Origin of the sequence: Corynebacterium hansenii (assembly GCF_030408795.1) — a bacterium.
Taxonomy (GTDB): Bacteria; Actinomycetota; Actinomycetes; order Mycobacteriales; family Mycobacteriaceae; genus Corynebacterium; species Corynebacterium hansenii.
Genome location: NZ_CP047211.1, coordinates 202,270 through 220,722 on the forward strand (window position 1 = coordinate 202,270; position 18,453 = coordinate 220,722).

Here is an 18,453-nt window from a genome sequence, read left to right on the forward strand (position 1 = left end):
CGGGGCTTCCTAAGATCACCGCCATGATTGGACGACCGCCGCGATGACGAGTTTCGAGTATTTCCTGTTTTATTCGCGTCCCCTGTGGGGCATCGACGGGCCGACCTGGCTGGTGCTCATGGGTGCCGCCTTCGTGGTGGGCATCGCGGTGTGGCTGGTGGCCGACATCGTGGAGAAGTCCCGCGCGCGCCGGGCGGTGCGCGAGGCGTCGTCGACCCACGTCGGTTGGGCGCAGCAGACCGCCGCGACGATGGCCCCCGCGTACGCCGCGTACCTGTGCGGCGGCCGTCGCCGCGTCACCGATCTCGCCTTCGCCGAGCTGGCCCTGTCCGGGGCGGTGCCGCAGATGCAGTACTCCCGGCGGCGGATCATGCTGGCGCCGGAGGTCAAGCAGGGCGCGGGCCAATGGGCGCCGGGCGTTGCCGGGCCGTCCCAGGGTTTGAGCCCGGTGGCCGTGGCGATGCTCGAGTCGGCGCGCCGTTCGGGGAAGCTGAAGAAGCGTTCCGGTCGCGCGGCGGCCCGCGAGGTCGCCGCCGTGCGCGCCGAACTCGTCCGGGGCGGACTGGTGAAGCCCGCGCGATTCCGGCCGCACACCGTGATCGCGCTCATCGCCTTCGCGGTGTTCGTGCTGGTCAACGTCGTGCGCGCGTATATCGCGGCGAGCAACTACCGGCCGGTGAGTTTCATGGTGTTCCTGCTCATCGTCATGATTGCCACGGTGGCCCTCGTGGCCGCTTCGCGCACCGCCCCGGAGGTCACCGACGTGGAGCTCACCGACCGCGGCCGCCAGGTGCGGGCGGCGCTGGAGAACGAGGTGTCCCGCCTGGGCGACACGGTGGCCATGCTGCCGAGCCGGGGCCAGGGGCTCATGATCGTCGCAGTCGGTGGACTGGCCGCGGCGGCGATCGTCCCGCAGGTGCTGGTGCAGTCGTATTCGTCGATGATGTGGTCGTCGCCGTTCACCGGCGGTGACTCGTCATCGTCGATGTCGGGCTGCGGCGGCTCGTCCTGCGGCAGCGGGTGCGGCGGTGGCGGCTGCGGCGGGTGCGGCTCCTGATGGGGCGTCCGATGGCCCGCGCCGCCCGGGAGTTGTCGGGCCCGACCATCGCGTGGCGCCCGGGCACGGCCGCCGCGGTGGCGGCCGCGGCCCCCGCCTGGACGGAGGTCGTCGCGGACTCGCTGATCCATGGGGAGCAGTGCGGGACCCACGGCGCGCAAGGCTCCGCCGCGGAGGGGGCAGGCCGAGCGCGAGGCGGCACCGACCATGAGGGGAAAGGACGACCGCCCGGCGTCGTCGTCCCGCCCGCGCTGGCCGAGCTGATCGACCGCGGCACGGCGGTGGTGCCGCATGGCCTGCGCCTGTCGTTGGCCTCGGCGGATCCGCGCGACGTGGGCGATCCTTCGGTCCTCGCCCGGACGGCGGAGGCCCTCGGGTCGCCGTTGGCCAGCGAGCACATCGCCTTCACCAGGGCCGGCGGGATGGACGTGGGCCATCTGGTCGCGCCGCCGCAGACGAGGGAGCAGGTCGCGGTCATCGCGCGCAATTACCGCGCCGTCGCCGACCGCATTCCGGTGCCCGTGGCGCTGGAGCACGTCTCGGCGATGGTCGACTGGCCGGAGTCGGAGATGGCGGAGGGCGATTTCGCCGCGGAGGTGTGCGCCGCCACGGGTGCGGGGCTGGTCCTCGACGTGGCCAACGTCTACGCCAACGCGCTCAACCGTGGCCTGGACCCGGCCGCCGAGCTGGCACGGTTTCCCGTGGAACCGATCGTCTACGTTCACGTGGCGGGCGGGCACATGCGCGAGGGGCGCTACGTCGATTCGCACGTCGATCCGGTGCCGCCGCAGGTGCTGGAGCTGCTGTCCCAGCTGGCGGACCGGTGCCGCTCGGCGGGCCGCGCCGCGCCGCCGACGCTGATCGAGCGCGATGGCGCGTACCCGTCGCGGGACGTCATGCTCGCCGAGCTCGCGGCGGTCGGGGCCGCGCTTGACGACGCCCACGTTCCCTCCGAAGGAGCCCACGGGTGACGTCCGGCGGGCACGATCGGCTGGCAGCGAGGCAGGCGGCGGTGGCGAGGGCGTTGGCGTCGTCAAGCGAAGAAGCCGCGGGCGAGGCGCTCGACGGTGACCCGGGGCCCGCGCTGGATGCGGGGCAGGTGGCGTGGTCGAGGACGCAGCTGCGGATCAAGCACGCGGGGGCGATCGCGCGGCGGGCGCCGATGCTGGCCGAGGCGGTGGCGGCGACCGGGCGCTCGTGGGCGGCGGAGTACGTGGCGTGGGTGGAGGCCCGCGCGGGCGAAAATGGCGGGGGAGCGGCCGGCGGGGACGCTGCGGCCGATGGAGTAGGAGCCCGCGCGGGCGCAAACGGCGGGGGAGCGGCCGGCGGCGACGCGGACCTCGCGGAAGCGGCGGAGCTTTCCGCGCACCTGTGCGGGCGGATGAGGGTGCCCGCGGCGGTCGTCGACGAGATGCTGGTGCTGCGCGATCTGGTGGCGGGGCCGTCGCGCGTGCGGGTGCTGCGGGGGTGCGGGCGGTGGATGATCCGCGTGGGCGGTCGGCGGCGATTCGGCGGCCGGGGATGTTCGAACGCGGCGGGTCGGTGATCCGGGCGGGCCGGTAGGCTGGGCGCGTGGCTCTGTACAGGAAGTATCGTCCGGCGACGTTTGCCGAGGTCGTGGGGCAGCGGCATGTGACCGACCCCCTTTCCGCGGCCCTGGAATCGCGTGGCGCGGACGGGGCCCCGGACCGTATCAACCACGCCTACCTGTTCTCCGGGCCGCGCGGTTGCGGCAAGACGTCGTCGGCGCGGATCCTGGCGCGCAGCCTCAACTGCGTGGAGGGGCCGACGGCGACGCCGTGCGGGAAGTGCGCGTCGTGCGTGGCGCTGGGGCCGGGCGGCCCGGGCAACCTGGACGTGGTGGAGCTGGATGCGGCGTCGCACAACAGCGTCGACGACATGCGCGATCTGCGGGACAAGGCGATGTACGCGCCGGCGGAGTCGCGGTACCGCATCTTCATCATCGATGAGGCGCACATGGTCACCAGCCAGGGCTTCAATGCCCTGCTGAAGATCGTGGAGGAGCCGCCGGAGCACCTGATCTTCATTTTCGCCACCACCGAGCCGGAGAAGGTGCTGACCACCATCCGGTCGCGCACGCACCATTATCCGTTCCGGCTGTTGCCGCCGAATCTGATGCGGGGGCTGCTCGAGCGCATCGTCGGCGAGGAGGGCGTCGCCGTCGCCGATGACGTGTACCCGCTGGTCGTGCGGGCCGGCGGCGGGTCGCCGCGTGATTCGCTGTCGGTGATGGACCAGCTGTTGGCGGGTGCGGGGCCGGAGGGCGTGTCGTATGAGCTTGCGGCGGGTTTGCTGGGCGTCACGGATCAGACGTTGCTTGACGACGCCTTGTCCGCTCTGGCCGCGGGGGATCGCGCCGGGTTGTTCGGCGTGGTGGATCGCGTGGTGCGGTCCGGGCAGGATCCGAAGCGGTTCGCCGAGGATCTGCTGGGGCGCGTCCGCGATCTGCTGGTGATCGCCGCCGTGCCGAATGCGATGGAAGAGGGACTGGTCGATGCCCCCGAGGATCGCGTCGAGGCGATGCGCGAGCAGGCGACGTCGGTGCCCACGGGGACGTTGACGAGGTTCGCCGATGTGCTACAGCGGGGTTTGCCGGACATGTCCGGGGCGACGTCGCCGCGGTTGCTGCTCGAGGTGCTGTGCGCGCGGATGCTGCTGCCGGCTTCGGAGCAGTCGGTGGAGTCGTTGATCCAGCGCATTGAGGCGCTGGAGCGTGGCGGTGTTGCCGGTGGTGGTCAGCAGGGGCAGCAGGCCCAGCCGCATCAAAGCCAGCAGCAGAGCCAGCCGCAGCAGGCGGCGCCTGCCGGTGGCCCGGGGGCGATGGGCGGGCCGGGCGGTCCCGGCGATGACCCCAACCTTTCGCCGTTGCAGCGGGCGCGTTTGGCGAGGCAGGCGCAGAATCCGCAGGCGGCGCCGCCCACGCCGCCGCAGCAAACCGCGCAGCCGGTTCAGCCCACGCCGGCTCAGCAGCGGCCGGAGCCCGCTCAGTCCGAGCCGCAGCAGTCGGCTGCACAGCCGGAACCGGAGCAACCGACCGCGCAGTCTCAGCCGACGCAGCCCACTCAGCCGCAGGTGCCCGCGCAGCAGCAGAATACCGCCGCGCCCGAGGTTCCCGACCAGGAGGAGCAGGCCCGCAAGGCCCGCGAGATGCGTGAAATCTCGCGGCGCATGCAGGAGCAGGCCCGCGAACAGGAGCGGGCGGAACGCGAGCGCATGGCCAAGGAGCGCGAGGCCGCCGCCCGCGCCGCCGAAGGCGATGCCGGTTCCGTGGCGCCGCAGCAGGAGGAGTCCGCTCCGGCGCAGCCGGCGGTACGGGCGGACGAGGGGGCGGCGGGGACGTCGTCAAGCGATCACTTGCAGGCGCTGCGCGAAGCATGGCCGCAGGTCGTGGAGTACGCGGGCGAGGGCAACATCCCCGTGCGCGTGATGGCGGCGCAGGCGGTGCCGGTCGCGCTCGACGAGGGCGTGCTGACCATCGGCCACCACACCGGGGCGCTCGCCAATCGCCTCAACGATCCCGGGAACGCCGCCGCGCTCGGTGCCGCCGTGCGGCGGGTGCAGGGCATTGAGGTGGAGGTGCGCTGTGTCGTCGGCACGGCGCCGCGCGGTGGCGGGGACCGTTCGGGTGCCCGGCCGCGTCAGCACCAGGCGCCCGCCGGCGAGAGTTCGGAGGGTGCAAAACCTGCGGGGCTGGCCAATGATCGACCTGACTCAACCGTTGGAGATGTCAACGAAGGGCATTCACCTGCGGGAATGAGCGGCGGGCACTCCGTTCCGGACGGTAGTGCGCCGGTTTCGGGCTCTGCGCCGGCTGCGGAGTCGGCCCCTGGGGCTGCTGCTGCGCCGGCGCCGGAGTCTGCTCCCAAAGCCGATGAGGGCCGCCCGGTGCCCGCGTACCGACGAATCCTCGAGCAGCGTCGCCGTGCCCAAGAGGCCGCGCGCCGCAACGCCGAAACCGGCAGCGGGCCGTCCGGATTGACCGATGCCCGCAACGCCGCAGGCGCTGCGCCGACGCGGGATCAAGCCGGCGATGGCGGGAAGAAGAAGTACGTTCCGCCGCCGCCCGCGGCCGGGACGCAAGGCGTGACCAAGCGTCGTCACGACGACATCCCGCTTCCTCCCGAGCCGTACGACGACGTCCCCCCGCCTCCCGACCCCGACTACGGCGGCTACCCCGACGACGGCGGTTACGCTCCGCCGCCGGACTTCGGTGCTGGTCAGGGCGGTGGCCAAGGCGGTGCTCAATCTGCCGGACAGCCCGGTGGGCAACCGGCCGGGCAGTACGGCGGACAGCCTGGCGCGCAGCCCGGGGGTCAGTACGGAGGCCAAGGCGTTGGAGCCCCCGCCGGTCCATCTGGCAGCGCTCCGACGGCGCAGACACCGGGGCAACCTCCGGCTTCGGCTCCGGCTCCGGCACCCACCGGGGACCCCGGCGTCGCCGACGACGGCCTCGACGACGAGGAGCGCGAACTCCTCGACGCCGCCCGCACCCCGGGCCAGCTGGACCACCGCGACCAAAAGGAAGTCGTGATGGAACTGCTGGCCAAGGAACTCGGCGCCAAACCTCTGTAAGGCAGCGCCGCGCGGCGTCCCCTTCCCGCTCCAATCGCAGGTGCGGGCGGTCTGGTGTGGGGCCGGAACGCCGTAAAGCAACCGTCCCCCTTCGCCCAGCGCGAACGCATTCGAAAACCGCCCGCGCCTGCCCGGCGGGATCCGGCGGCGCCGCTACAATCGGCGGCTACGTGGGCGAACACCGCCCGCACCCGGATCCCCGGCCCCGAATCCCGAAAAGGACGAAAAACACATGAGCCAGCCCGACATGAACTCCATCCTCGCCCAGGCCCAGCAGATGCAGGCGCAGCTCGAGGCCGCGCAGGCCGAGATCGTCGCCGCCTCCGTGGTCGGCGAGGCCGGCAATGGGCTGGTGAAGGTCACCATGCGCGGGTCCGGCGAGGTCTCCGACATCGAGCTGGACCCGAAGGTCGTGGACCCGGAGGACGTCGACGGGCTGCAGGACCTCATCCTCGGCGCGTTCGGCGACGCCACCCAGAAGGTGCAGCAGCTGGCGGAAGAGAAGATGGGGCCGCTGTCGCAGGGCTTCGGCGCGCTGGGCGACGGCCCGTCCGGCCTGGGATTCTAGGACCGGCGCACCGAAATTGTTCGAGGGACCACTTCAAGATCTCATCGATGAGTTCGCGCGGCTGCCCGGCATCGGGCCGAAAAGCGCGCAGCGCATCGCCTTCCACCTGCTGAAGGTGGAGCCGGAGGACGTCGACCGCCTCCAGTCGGCGCTGGCGCGGGTGCGCGACGGCGTGCACTTCTGCCGCGTCTGCGGGAACATCTCCGCCGACGAAGTCTGCCGCTACTGCGCCGACACCCGCCGCGACCGCGGCCTGATCTGCGTCGTGGAGGAAGCCCGCGACATCCAGGCCATCGAGCGCACCGGCGAGTACGAGGGCCGCTACCACGTCCTCGGAGGTGCGCTGGATCCGCTCGGCGGCATCGGGCCCAACGAACTGAACATCCGCACTCTTCTGCAGCGCATCGGCGGCGTGCTTCCCGACGTCCCGGCGCCCCCCGGGTTCGGCCCGGGCGACGATTCGCCGCGCGGCGTGATCGACGCCGACGGAAACGTGCCCGCGCCGGAGATCACCGAAGTGATCATCGCGACCGACCCCAATACCGAGGGCGAGGCGACGTCGACGTACCTGGCGCGCCTGCTGCGGGATTTCCCCGGGTTGTCGGTGACGCGTTTGGCGTCGGGCATGCCTTTGGGAGGCGACCTGGAGTACGTCGACGAGCTGACTTTGTCTCGTGCTTTGACCGGTCGCCTGGCGATTTAGGCCGCGTGGCCGATTGGCCCGCCGCGCTCATCCGGGCGCGGCGGGCCTGCGTCGTTTCGGGGCGGTGTCGGTGCCATGTTTCGCCTCCGCACCGCCGCTGTGATCTGTTTCGCCGGCCACCTCACTGCTGTGGACACCGAATCCGGCGCGACGCAGCCGTCGTCAAGCCAGATGCGCCCGTTCCGTGCAGATACACCTGTTGCAACGGGCGCATTTGCCTGGAACTGGCGCATCTGCGTGGCCCGGGATGAATGGTGGGATGCCGTCCGCCAGGAACTGGCGCATCTGCCGCCGGCGACCTGCTCCCGGCCCGTGTCGCCGTGGTGCTCCGCCGTTGCTGCCGCTTCACCTTGCCGCGGAATCCTGTTTCGCCGCCCCATCGGATAGGTGGACACCGAATCCGGCGCGACGCAGCCGTCGCTAAGCCAGATGCGCCCGTTTCGTGCAGGTACGCCCGTTGCAACGGGCGCATCTGCCTGGAACTGGCGCATCTGCGGGTTTGGGGCGACGAGGGAGGGGGCGGCGTGAGCTGCGTGAGCGGAGTGGGCGGAGGGGTGGGAGGGGCGCCGAGGGTGGCGTGGGCGGAGGGTGGAGCGGTCGCAGCCGCCGACGCAGCGGGCACCGCCGCCGCCGGCACCGCCTCCCCACCCCTCACACCGCTAAATCTCCTGCCACTCCGGCTTGCACTGGAACGCGTACCGGTAGTACTCGGCGTTCTCCAGCTGCGACGCCGCCTGCTCGTCCACGATGACGGTCGCGTGCGGGTGATACTGCAGCACCGACGCCGGGCACATCGCCGACACGGGGCCCTCGCACAGCGCCTCGACGGCCTCGGCCTTGTTGATGCCCGTCGCCAACAGCAGCAGGTGCCGCGCCCGCCCGATGGTCGCGAGGCCCTGGGTCACCACGTGGTGGGGGACGTCGTCGATGGAGTCGAAGAACCGGGCGTTGTCCGAAATGGTGCGCGGGTGCAGGGTTTTCACGCGGGTGCCGGACGCGAGGGAACTGCCGGGCTCGTTGAACCCGATGTGCCCGTCGGTGCCGACGCCGAGCAGCTGCACGTCGATGCCGCCCGCCGCGGCGATGGCGCGGTCGTAGTCGGACGCGTGCTTCGGGTCGAGGCCGTTGGGCGACTGGACCAGGGCGTCCTCGATGTCGATGTGTCCGGTCAGTTCGCGGCGGATGGTCGCGTGGTAGCTCTGCGGGTGGTCCGGCCCGAGGCCGATGTATTCGTCCAGCAGGAACGCGCGGCATTGGGCGAAGGACAGGCCCTCTTCCCGGTGGCGGCGCACGAGTTCGCGGTACGCGCCGACGGGCGTGGATCCGGTGGCCAGGCCGAGTGTGGCGCCGCGTTCGACGTAGCGGGCCATGACGTCGGCGGCGAGCAGCCCCACTTCGTCGGGGTCGTCCAGGATGATGATCTCCACGTCAGCGTTCCTTTCGCTCTCCGGCGACGATCACGGTCGGCGGTGTCGGGGCCCCTCCGTCGCGGGGGTCGGGGTTGCCTGCGGGGGCATCGTCGCAAAGTAGCAAATCGGCTCGCTTGCCGACGGCTATGGCCCCCCGGTCGGCGAATCCCGCTGCTTTCGCCCCGGTCGTGGCGGCCATGCGGGCGACGGTGGCGGCGTCGATTCCGCGGTGGAGCATGCGCAGGACCTGGTCGTGGATGGTGGAGGTGCCGCCGGCGATGGCGCCGAGGGGGGTGTCCGTGTTGGGGATGTCGGTGCCGGAGCTTTCGTCCGCGTTGTCCCCGCCGTCGACCTTGAGGCGGGCGACGCCGCCGCGGACGGTGACGGGCAGGGAGCCGAGGACGTAGTCGCCGTCGGCCATGCCCGCGGCGGCCATGGCGTCGGAGACCAGCGTGATGCCGTCGGGGCCGGTGGTGGCCCTGACCAGGTCGACCATCGCGTCGGAAAGGTGGACGCCGTCGGCGATGAGCTCCACGAACGCCTCGCCGCGCGCCGAAGCGGCCATCAGCGCCGCCGCCGCGCCCGGCTTGCGGTGGTGGATCGGCGGCATGGCGTTGAACAGGTGGGTCGCGGTTACCGTGAGGCCGAGGTCGTTGGCGGCGTCGATGGCGCGGGCGGTGACGTCGTAGTCGGCGTCGGTGTGGCCGAACGACGCCACGATGCCGTGTTCGGCGCACACGCGCAGCAGATCATCGATGCGCGCGGTCTCCGGTGCCAGGGTGATGGCGCGGACTTGGCCGCGGCCGGCGTCGAGGATCATCTCCAGCGCAGCCGGATCGCCGGGCACGATGGCGCGGGGATCCTGGGCGCCGCAGCGGCACGAATTGATGAACGGCCCCTCGAGGTGGATGCCGTCGATGTGGCCGTCGTCGGCGACGTCGGCGAGGACCTCCACCTGCCGGGCCAAATCCGCCGGCAGAGCGGACACGGTCGACGCGAACAGCGTCGTCGTTCCCCACCTGCGGTGATGCGCCGCCGCGGCCGCGCACCCCTCCGCATCGGAGGTCGGGAACCCGTGGCCCACCGCCCCGTGATTGTGGACGTCGACGAGCCCCGGCAGGATCAGCGGATCGCCGTCGGCCTCGCCGTCGCCGGGCACGGCCGGGCGGATCTCGGCGATCACGCCGTCGACCCACGCCACGAAGGCGTTCGGCAGCACCCCCTCGGGTGTGGCGGCTCGGCCGATGACGTGGCCGTCGTAAAGCGGAGGCATGCCGTTACTTCCCCGAGTCCTTCTCGGCCGCCGCGTCTCGCTCGACGATGACGGCACGGTCGGCGTCATCCTGGGTCATGCGCGCATGAACCTCGGAAGGATCGGGTTCGTACGCCGCCTGGGCCTGCTGGGCGGTGCGGTCGAACTTCTCCTTGGTGGTCAGCTCGGACTCGGGCACGATCGGATCCAGCTCCGGATCGCGGCCCGGGGTCTTCAGGTCGAGCTTCACGATCATGATGCGGAAGATCGCGTAGTAGATCACCGCGTAGACCAGGCCCGCCACGACGATCGCCCAGGGCTTCTCGGCGATGCCGAGGTTCAGCAGGAAGTCGATCGCGCCGGCGGAGAAGCCGAAGCCGTCGCGGGCGCCGACCAGGTTCATCACCGCCAGCGAGGAACCCGTGAGCACCGCGTGGGTGACGTACAGCGGCCACGCCAGGAACATGAACGCGAACTCCAGCGGCTCGGTGATGCCGGTGAGGAACGCCGTCAGGGCCAGCGATACCATCGCGCCGCCGGTCACCTTCTTCTGGGCCGGCCGCGCGGTGTGGTACATCGCCAGGGCGGCGGCGGGCAGGGCGAACATCATGATGGGGAAGAAGCCGGTCATGAACGCGCCCGCGGTCGGGTCGCCGGCCAGGAAGCGGGCGATGTCGCCGTGGACGACGCCGGCGTCGCCCTCGAAGGAACCGAGCATGAACCACGGCACGAAGTTGAGCAGGTGGTGCAGGCCGATCGGGATGAGCAGGCGGTTGACCGTGCCGTAGACGAAGCCGCCGCCGACGGTGTTCTCCGAGATCATGTCGCCGAACCACGTCAGGCCCTGGTTGAACCACGGGTAGACCAGCACCATCGGGATGGCGATGACCACCGCCGCGAAGCCGACGACGATGGGCACGAAGCGGCGGCCGTTGAAGAAGCCGAGGTACTCCGGCAGGCGCTTGCGGTGGTAGCGCTGCCACAGCATCGCCGCCACCAGGCCCATGATCAGGCCTGCGAGGACGCCGTAGTTGATCATCAGCTGGTCGCCGTTCTGGTCGACCTCGCCTTCCAGCACCATCGGCGACAGCGCCTTGAACACGCCGGTGAGCACCAGGTAGCCGACGACGGCGGCCAGGGCGGTGGAGCCGTCGGCCTTCTTCGCCCAGCCGATGGACACGCCGACGGCGAACAGCAGCGGCAGGTTGTCGAACAGCGCGCCGCCGCCCGCGGCGAAGATCGCGGCGAGCCACTTGAGCACGGTGATGCTCTCCCAGCGGCCCAGCATGTCGTCCTGGCCCAGGCGCAGCAGCAGCGCGGCGGCGGGCAGCACGGCGATGGGCAGCATGAGGCTGCGGCCGAGCTTCTGCAGGTTCTTCATCGCCGCGGACTTCTTCTTGGGCTTTGCGACGGCGGCGGTGCCGGCCGAGCCGGCGTGGTCTGCTCCGGCGGCGGGCGCCGCGGCGCCCCCGGGTGCGTTGTCGGTGGAGGACATCGTCGTCCCTTTCGATCGGGGCCCGCCGGCCGTGTACCTGCTCCGGAAGGGTCCGTGGGTTTGCTTTCCCGACCATTCTATCGCACTGGTCATGACCAACCATGACAACTTAGTCACAATTTCCCCTATTCCGCGCGTCACATGGGTACCGTGGGTTGTGACGCACGAAACGTGACGCACGAAAACCGCGTGGGCCATGGGCGGTCCGGTGCCGCCGCGCACCCGTTCGCCGGGAGGGTCCGCCGAAACCGCAGGAGGAACACCATGGCCAAGATCAACGTCGACGGCATCGTCGCCGGACTGGGCGGCGCTGGGAACATCGACGAAATCGAGGGTTGCATCACCCGGCTCCGGACGGTCGTCGACGATCCGTCTCTGGTGGACAAGGACGCGCTGGCGGCGGCCGGCGCGATGGGCGTCGTCGAAGCCGGCGACGTGGTGCAGGTCGTGGTCGGCCCCGAAGCGGAGTTGATCGCGGAGGACATCGAGGACCTTCTGTGACCGCCGTCTTCTCGCCCATCGCAGGCGACGTGGCGGCGCTGGCGGACGTACCCGACGAGGTCTTCGCCTCCGGCATGGTCGGCGCGGGCGTGGCGGTGGCGCCGACGGGGGAGGGCGTCATCGAGGTGGTGGCGCCCGTGGCGGGCAAGATCATGCGGATCATGCCGCACGCGCTGGTCATCATGACCCCGGAGAACCGCGGCGTGCTCGTCCACGTCGGCATCGACACGGTGCACATGAAGGGGGAGGGGTTCACCGTCCACGCGGAGAAGAAGGATCGCGTGGAGGTCGGGGACGTGCTCATCACGGCCGACGTCACGGCCATCCGCGCCGCGGGCCACGACCCGATCTGCCCCGTGGTGATCATGGAGTCCGCCGCCGACGACATCCACGACGCCCTCGATCCCGGCACGCGCGTCGCCGCGGGGGAAGCGCTCTACAGGGCCTGACGCCTCTTTCGCTTTGCGACGGCCCGGCCCCCGCCGGGTCCGCCGGCGTGTGCGGGTGCGCCGCGATGCCGCGTTCGGGGGGGGGGATCTCCGGCGCGCCGAGGGTTCGCGCCGGTTCCGCGCGGGTTCTTCCCCGATCCGTTGCGCCGCCTACCCGTCGCGCAGATGCATGCGCAGGGTGTACCGGTCGGGCCGGTAGGTGGAGGTGCACACCTCGACGGGGCGGCCGCGGCTGTAGGACATGCGGCGGATGCGCAGGACCGGCTGGCCGGCGTCGATGCCCAGGGCGCGGCCGATGTCGGCGGTGGCCGGCGCCGCGGTGCAGACCTGTTCGGCTTCGTCGACGGGGACGTCGTACTCCGACGTCAGTATCGAGTACACCGACTTGTGCACCGCCCGCTCCAGCAGGTCGGGCGCCAGTTCGGCGTTGTACCAGGCGTCGTCGACCGAATACGGCAGCCCGTCGCCGAGGCGCACGCGCGCCAGGTGCAGATGCGGGCCGTCGCCCAGGAATTGGGCGACCGAGTCCGGGGGCTCCGCTTTCTCGGAGATGAGGATCATCGCCGACGGTTCGGCGCCCTTCTGCTTCATCTCGGCGGTGAAGCTGGCCAGGTGCAGGTCGGAACGCAGCGGCCGGTGGGCGACGAACGTCCCCTTGCCGCGGAAGCTTTCGACGGTGCCGTCGGCGACCATGTCGCTGATGGCGCGGCGGACGGTGATGCGGCTGACGCCGAACACCTCTTCCAGCACGCGTTCGCTGGGCAGGGAGTCGCCGGGGCGGAGGTCATCGTGGCAGACCTCGGTGAGGATCGCCTTGAGCTGGGCGTGCTTGGGCGTCGGCCCGTGTTCGATGCTGTGGCGCGACAGGAGGGCGAGTGTGCGCTGTTCGGCGGAAGCGCCGTCGGAGGGGGTTTCCGTCGAACCGTGCGCCGGTGTTGGGTCGGCGGAAGAGTTCATGCCTCCATTGTACGACTGGTAATGACAAGTGGCCCGCCAGTTAATGAGGATTACGTCTCATTTGCCGGGAAATCCGGTTCGCCGTTGGCCCCGCAGTCGCCCATATGCGCAGGGAACGGGCGGATTTCGGTGCGATCGCGGCGAACGGGAATGAGGTTCGGCCCCGCCCCCGATGGCGATGCCCATCATGACCAGTTCGCGTGATGTCGCCGACCCACTGCCGCCGCGCCCGTCCTCCGGCCGATTGCTGCCGTACCCGCCGAACGGTGACAGCCGCGCTCGTTCCCGCACCCTCACCCGGAGGCGCGGCGGCTCACCCGGCCCGGGCTTTCACCCGTGCTCGGGCGCCTACCGCTCGCTCTTCGGCCGCGGCTTCGACGCGATGCGCTCGGCGCGCAGGCGGCCGATGACCGGCAGCTCCAGCGGCTCGAGCTCCGACACCGAGATGCCCATCGCCCGGGCCAGCAACAGGTCCGCCAGCTCCGGGTTGCGCGCCAGCACGGGCCCGTGCAGGTACGTGGCCACGATGCTGCCCTGCACCGCGCCTTCCTCGCCGCCGGTCGGGGTTTCGGCGACCTCGGGCTTGACGACGTCCGCGCCCCCGCTCCCGCCCGCGCGCACCGGACCCGGCGCGCGGCCCGGTTCGGGCTGGCGCTCCGGGCCCGCGTTGCCCACGCCGCGGATGACCCGTCCCAGGGGGCGCGCGTCGGCCCCCAGAGTCGTGCGGCCCATGTGATTCTCGAATCCGGTGAGCGTGGAGGACAGCTCGTCGGAAAGCGGTGCGGTGCGGATCTCGCCGATCGCGCGGGTCTCCAGGGACGTCGTGGTGCAGTCGAGCAGGCCGAGGCCCGCGACCTCCCGCCCGCCCGCGCGGAACGACTCGCCGAGGACCTGGAATCCGGCGCAGATGGCCAGGATCGGGCGGCCCGCGGCGGCGGCGCGCACCAGGCCGCCGTCCTTCGCCAGATGCTCGGCGGCGATGGTCTGCGCGACGTCCTCGCCGCCGCCGATGGTGTAGATGTCCAGGCCCTCCGGCACGGGCTGCCCCAGCTTGACGGGCGTCACCTCGGCGTCGAAACCGCGGCGGCGGGCGCGCTCGCGCAGCACCAGGGCGTTGCCGTCGTCGCCGTACGTGCCCAGCACGTCGGGGAGGATCAGGCCGATGTTCAGGTCAGTCATTGGAGCCTCGCTCGGTGCCTCGTTCGATGGCCTTCTTCAGGTCGCGGAAAGCGGTGTAATTCGCCAGCACCTCCACCCGGCCCGGCGGGCAGGCGGCGATGGCCTCCATCGGGTCGTGCAGCAGCTCGTGCTCGATGCCCGCGTAGAGCAGGCGCACGGCCAAGTCGGTGCCGCGCTCGCCGGAGGCCTTGACGGACAGGCCGCCGAAGTTCTCGAACACCACGTCCCACAGCCACGACAGGTCCTCGCCGTCGGCCACGTGGCCGTTGACGGCGATGACCACGCCGTCGGCATCGCGGTCGACCATCGACAGCGCCTCCTGCCAGCCGGCGGGGTTCTTCGCCAGCAGCATGCGCACCTCGTGGTCGCCCACGCGCATGGTGGAATATCGGCCCGCGACGTTGTCCACGCCCTCGGTGGCGGTGGCCGCGACGGCGGCGTCCGCGCCCAGCTCGACGGCCGCGGCGGTGGCCAGCGTGGCGTTGCCCCGGTTGGCGCCGCCCGGCAGGGTCAGATTCAGCGGGAGGGTGGAGCCGTACGGCGTGACGATTCCCTCGGGCGTGATCGCCCATGTCGGCTCGGGCCGGCGGAACTTCCCGCCGCCCGGCAGGTCCTTCACCGCGTACCAGTCGTCGCCGTCGCGGATGATCGGACCGCCCGTGCGCGGGCAGCTGGTGGCGTCGTTGGTCCAGCCGCCGCCGGCGGACACCCACACCACGTTCCGCGCATCCCACGCGGCGGAGGCGATCAGCGGGTCATCGCAGTTCGCCACGACCGTCGCCTGCGGGTTCGCGTTGACCGCGTCGCGCAGGGAACGCTCGATCTTGTTGATCTCCCCCACCCGGTCGAGCTGATCGCGCGACAGGTTCAGCAGCACCAGCACCCGCGGCTTCAGATCCGCGGAAATGTGCGCGACGTGCAGCTCGTCGACCTCCAGGACCAGGGTGTCCGCGTGCGGCGAGGCCATCAGCGCCGAAATGACGCCGGCGTCCATGTTGTCGCCGCCCTCGTTGGTGGCCACCCCGTCGCCCGCGGCGCGCATCGCCGCGGCGAGCATGCGGGTCGTCGTGGACTTTCCGTTCGTGCCGGTGATGATCGCCGCCGGTCGCCCGCCGCCGAGTTGCCCCAGGATGCGGGGGTCGAGCTTCTGGGCGATCAGCCCGCCGATCATTCCGCCGGAGCCGCGGCCGGTACGCCGCGAGGCCCACGTCGCCGCCTTGGCCACGGCGGTCGCGAAGCGCGACCGCGGGCTCATGCGGCTGGTTCTGCTGCTCTTGGTCATGGGGGCATTCTAGGCCCTCGCCGGGCGCGAACCGGTGCGGTTCACATCTCGTCGAGCAGGCGCAGGAAAGCGGTGTCGCTGACCAGCGGGATCTCCTTGCGGTGCGCGTGCATCGCCTTGCCCACGAGCTCCTCCGGAGTGACGTCCGCGGGCCGGTTGCACACCAGCACCGAGGTCTCCCGGGTGACCTTCTCCGAATACGCCAGACCGGCGGCGACGCCCGCGCCGATGATGTCGTCGGCGGGCGAGGCGAGCTCCGGCGCGATGGCGAATTCCATGCCCGCCTTCAGCTTCCCGCCCGGCCGGTACTTGCCCGGGTTCGCGGTCGGCCGCGGGGCCTCCATCGCATCGACGCGCACGCTCGAGCGCTGCAGGCCGACGTGGTCGGCCCGGAGCTCCTCGGTGGGCCAGGTGGCGAAGCCGCCGCGCTCGCGTTGCGCCCGCCACAGCTCCACGAGCAACTCGACGTCGCCCATGGTCCGCTCGCGCTCCGGCACCCCGATGTTCTCCACGCTGGCCACCGGCGACGGCGCATCCAGGCCATACGCCCGGGCCACGCCGCGCAGGCGGGTGTCCGGCAGCTCAACCGACTGGCGCCGCGCGGTCACCAGGGTGTCCGTCACCGCCGCCGGCGCGGGGATGCGGCCCGCGCGGACCCGGCCACGGCCACGGCCCCGCCGCCCGCGATTGGCGCGGTTGGCGTGGCGACGGGCGCGCTTGGCCTCCTCCACGATGAAACCCCAGGTCCGCGGCAGATCATGCGTCACCAGCTCCCGGCCGTCGAGGAACTCGCCGACCGTGCCCAGCACCGTGCCGAACCGCGGCGCGCCCTCCAGGTCATCCGGCTCCAGCCCATGCAGGTGCACCGGGCCCGGATCCTCCCCGATGGTGAAGACCCCGTGCCACGTGCGCCCGATCTCCCCGTCCGCCGAAAACTCCGCCAAACCCAGCGACACCATCCGCGCCGACTTCGGGTGGATGCCCGTCGACTTCACCACCGCGGCGACGTACGGGCACGCCGAATCGGCGCCCCCCTCCACGGAGGACGCCGAATCTGCGGTGGCCGGCGGGGCACCCGCGACGCGGTCGTCGTCAAGCGGGGCACCGGCCTCCCCGGACGGAGAGCGGTCCATCTACGCCTCGGCCAGAGCGCGGTTGACCGCCGACGTGACGGCCTTCAGCGACGCGTACGTGATCGACCCGGCGATGCCGCAGCCCCAGACCTTCCGGCCGTTGACGTCCGCCAGGACGTACGCGGCGGCCTCGGCGTCATCGCCGGCGGTGCGGGCGTGCTGGCTGTACTCCTGGACCTCGACGTTGATGCCCAGCTGCTCCAGCGCGTTGGCGTACGCCGCCAGCGGGCCGTTGCCGTGGCCCGACACGACGTGCTCCGAACCCTGGTACACAACGCGGGCCTGCACCCGCGTCTCGTCCGACTCGACCTGCGGGGCGTCGACCGTCAGCGCGATCTGCTCCACCGGGGCCTCGCGGTCCAGGTACTCGCCGGCGAAGATGTCCCACATCGCCTTCGAGTTGATCTCGCCGCCCTCGGAATCGGTGACCGCCTGGACCACCGACGAGAACTCGACCTGCATGGAGCGCGGCAGGTTCAGGCCGTGGTCCGACTTCATGATGTACGCCACGCCGCCCTTGCCGGACTGCGAGTTGACGCGGATGACGGCCTCGTAGGAGCGGCCGACGTCCTTCGGGTCGATGGGCAGGTACGGGACCTCCCACACGGCCTTGCGCAGCTCGTCGTCGGTAAGCGTCTTCACGTCGGCGCCCGGGCGGATCTTGTCGGCCATCGCGTCCAGGCCCTTGTTCACGGCATCCTGGTGCGAGCCCGAGAACGCCGTGAACACCAGGTCGCCGCCGTAGGGGTGGCGCTCCGGCACGCGCAGCTGGTTGCAGTACTCGACGGTGCGGCGGATCTGGTCGATGTCGCCGAAGTCGATCTGCGGGTCGACGCCCTGGGTCAGCATGTTCAGGCCCAGGGTGACCAGGCAGACGTTGCCCGTGCGCTCGCCGTTGCCGAACAGGCAGCCCTCGATGCGGTCCGCGCCGGCTAGGTAGCCCAGCTCGGCGGTGGCCACGCCGGTGCCGCGATCGTTGTGGGGGTGCAGCGACAGGATGATCGAGTCGCGGCGCTCCAGGTTGCGGTCCATCCACTCGATGGAGTCGGCGTAGACGTTCGGGGTGATCATCTCCACAGTCGACGGCAGGTTGATGATGATCGGGTTCTCCGGCGTCGGCTCCATCACGGCGGTGACGGCGTCGCAGACCTCCTTGGCGTACTCGACCTCGGTGCCCGTGAAGGACTCCGGCGAGTACTCCCAGCGCCAGTTGGTGCCGGTGTAGTCGGCGGCGATGGACTTGATCAGCTCGGCGGCGTCGGTGGCGATCTTCTTGATGGCCTCCTTGTCCTTTCGGAACACGACGTCGCGCTGCAGGATGGAGGTCGAGTTGTAGAAGTGCACGATGACGTTCTTCGCGCCCTCGCAGGCCTCGAACGTGCGGCGGATCAGGTGCTCGCGCGCCTGGACCAGCACCTGGATGGTGACGTCGTCGGGGATCATGTCCTTTTCGATGATCTCGCGGACGAAGTCGAAGTCGGTCTGCGACGCCGACGGGAAGCCGACCTCGATCTCCTTGTAGCCCATCTGCACCAGCAGCTCGAACATGCGGCGCTTGCGCTCGGGGCTCATGGGGTCGATCAGCGCCTGGTTGCCGTCGCGCAGGTCCACGGCGCACCACTGGGGGGCCTTGGTGATGCGCTTGTCCGGCCAGGTGCGGTCGGGCAGCTGGAAGTCCTGCACCTCTACGTCGTAGGGCTGGTAGCGGTTGATCGGCATGGCCGAGTTGCGCTGCTTGTTCCAGGGCGCCTGGCCCTCGGGGATCTCACCGTCGGGGGTGGTGATGCGGGAGGGGGCGGAGATGAAGGCGTCAGTGGGGGACATGGGGGTCGACTCTACCTTTCGTCGCGATCGCTTTCCCGTGCCGCCGGGGCC

Annotated in this window: 16 protein-coding genes; 8 read left to right on the plus strand and 8 right to left on the minus strand. The window is 71.2% G+C overall.

The window, feature by feature from the left end:
• Positions 1–43: 43 nt before the first annotated feature.
• The 6 genes from CHAN_RS00870 to recR all read left to right on the plus strand — a co-directional run bounded on the left by CHAN_RS00870 (position 44) and on the right by recR (position 6,921).
• Entirely contained in the window at positions 44–1,057 is a 1,014-nt protein-coding gene (locus CHAN_RS00870; protein ID WP_290290899.1) for a TIGR04222 domain-containing membrane protein, read from the plus strand.
• 11 nt (positions 1,058–1,068) lie between these two features.
• Complete coding sequence (locus tag CHAN_RS00875; RefSeq protein ID WP_290290900.1) at positions 1,069–2,028, plus strand: MbnB/TglH/ChrH family RiPP precursor modification enzyme; 960 nt, start codon at positions 1,069–1,071, stop codon at positions 2,026–2,028.
• A complete protein-coding gene (locus CHAN_RS00880) occupies positions 2,025–2,603 on the plus strand; it encodes a hypothetical protein (RefSeq protein WP_290290901.1) in 579 nt (192 codons plus the stop codon). The genes CHAN_RS00875 and CHAN_RS00880 overlap by 4 nt, the downstream gene beginning before the upstream one ends.
• Positions 2,604–2,629: 26 nt before the next feature.
• Complete coding sequence (locus tag CHAN_RS00885) at positions 2,630–5,650, plus strand: DNA polymerase III subunit gamma and tau (protein WP_290290902.1); 3,021 nt, start codon at positions 2,630–2,632, stop codon at positions 5,648–5,650.
• 232 nt (positions 5,651–5,882) lie between these two features.
• Positions 5,883–6,218 carry a YbaB/EbfC family nucleoid-associated protein gene (locus CHAN_RS00890; RefSeq protein WP_290290903.1) on the plus strand — a complete coding sequence of 112 codons (336 nt, stop codon included), beginning with the start codon at positions 5,883–5,885 and terminating at the stop codon, positions 6,216–6,218.
• A 16-nt stretch (positions 6,219–6,234) separates the two neighbouring features.
• Complete coding sequence (recR, locus tag CHAN_RS00895) at positions 6,235–6,921, plus strand: recombination mediator RecR (protein ID WP_048743338.1); 687 nt, start codon at positions 6,235–6,237, stop codon at positions 6,919–6,921.
• A 659-nt stretch (positions 6,922–7,580) separates the two neighbouring features.
• Here recR and nagB read toward each other — a convergent pair.
• The 3 genes from nagB to CHAN_RS00910 are packed head-to-tail and all read right to left on the minus strand — an operon-like array spanning position 7,581 to position 10,963.
• Positions 7,581–8,348, minus strand: a complete 768-nt coding sequence (gene nagB, locus CHAN_RS00900) for a glucosamine-6-phosphate deaminase (RefSeq protein WP_048743340.1) — start codon at positions 8,346–8,348, stop codon at positions 7,581–7,583.
• Between the two features lies 1 nt (position 8,349).
• Complete coding sequence (locus CHAN_RS00905) at positions 8,350–9,603, minus strand: N-acetylglucosamine-6-phosphate deacetylase (protein ID WP_290290904.1); 1,254 nt, start codon at positions 9,601–9,603, stop codon at positions 8,350–8,352.
• 4 nt (positions 9,604–9,607) lie between these two features.
• Positions 9,608–10,963 carry a PTS transporter subunit EIIC gene (locus CHAN_RS00910; RefSeq protein ID WP_290293237.1) on the minus strand — a complete coding sequence of 452 codons (1,356 nt, stop codon included), beginning with the start codon at positions 10,961–10,963 and terminating at the stop codon, positions 9,608–9,610.
• A 378-nt stretch (positions 10,964–11,341) separates the two neighbouring features.
• Here CHAN_RS00910 and CHAN_RS00915 point away from each other — a divergent pair, with 378 nt between their 5' ends.
• Both CHAN_RS00915 and CHAN_RS00920 read left to right on the plus strand, forming a co-directional pair.
• Positions 11,342–11,578 (plus strand): PTS sugar transporter subunit IIB, encoded by a 237-nt coding sequence (locus tag CHAN_RS00915; RefSeq protein WP_048743342.1) that lies wholly within the window; start codon positions 11,342–11,344, stop codon positions 11,576–11,578.
• Entirely contained in the window at positions 11,575–12,027 is a 453-nt protein-coding gene (locus CHAN_RS00920; protein WP_290290905.1) for a PTS sugar transporter subunit IIA, read from the plus strand. The genes CHAN_RS00915 and CHAN_RS00920 overlap by 4 nt, the downstream gene beginning before the upstream one ends.
• Before the next feature lie 150 nt (positions 12,028–12,177).
• Here the strand turns inward: CHAN_RS00920 and CHAN_RS00925 are convergent, their stop codons facing one another.
• The 5 genes from CHAN_RS00925 to leuA form a co-directional block, all read right to left on the minus strand.
• Positions 12,178–12,984 (minus strand): GntR family transcriptional regulator, encoded by an 807-nt coding sequence (locus CHAN_RS00925; protein ID WP_082144524.1) that lies wholly within the window; start codon positions 12,982–12,984, stop codon positions 12,178–12,180.
• A 348-nt stretch (positions 12,985–13,332) separates the two neighbouring features.
• Positions 13,333–14,163: a type 1 glutamine amidotransferase gene (locus CHAN_RS00930; protein ID WP_290290906.1), complete on the minus strand. Its 831-nt coding sequence runs from the start codon at positions 14,161–14,163 to the stop codon at positions 13,333–13,335.
• The gene (locus tag CHAN_RS00935; protein WP_290290907.1) at positions 14,156–15,445 is read right to left on the minus strand and encodes a MurT ligase domain-containing protein; all 1,290 of its coding nucleotides are present in this window, start codon (positions 15,443–15,445) and stop codon (positions 14,156–14,158) included. The genes CHAN_RS00930 and CHAN_RS00935 overlap by 8 nt, the downstream gene beginning before the upstream one ends.
• Positions 15,446–15,486: 41 nt before the next feature.
• Complete coding sequence (locus CHAN_RS00940) at positions 15,487–16,578, minus strand: DNA polymerase III subunit epsilon (protein WP_290290909.1); 1,092 nt, start codon at positions 16,576–16,578, stop codon at positions 15,487–15,489.
• Complete coding sequence (gene leuA / locus CHAN_RS00945; protein WP_048743351.1) at positions 16,579–18,402, minus strand: 2-isopropylmalate synthase; 1,824 nt, start codon at positions 18,400–18,402, stop codon at positions 16,579–16,581.
• Positions 18,403–18,453 lie beyond the last annotated feature (51 nt).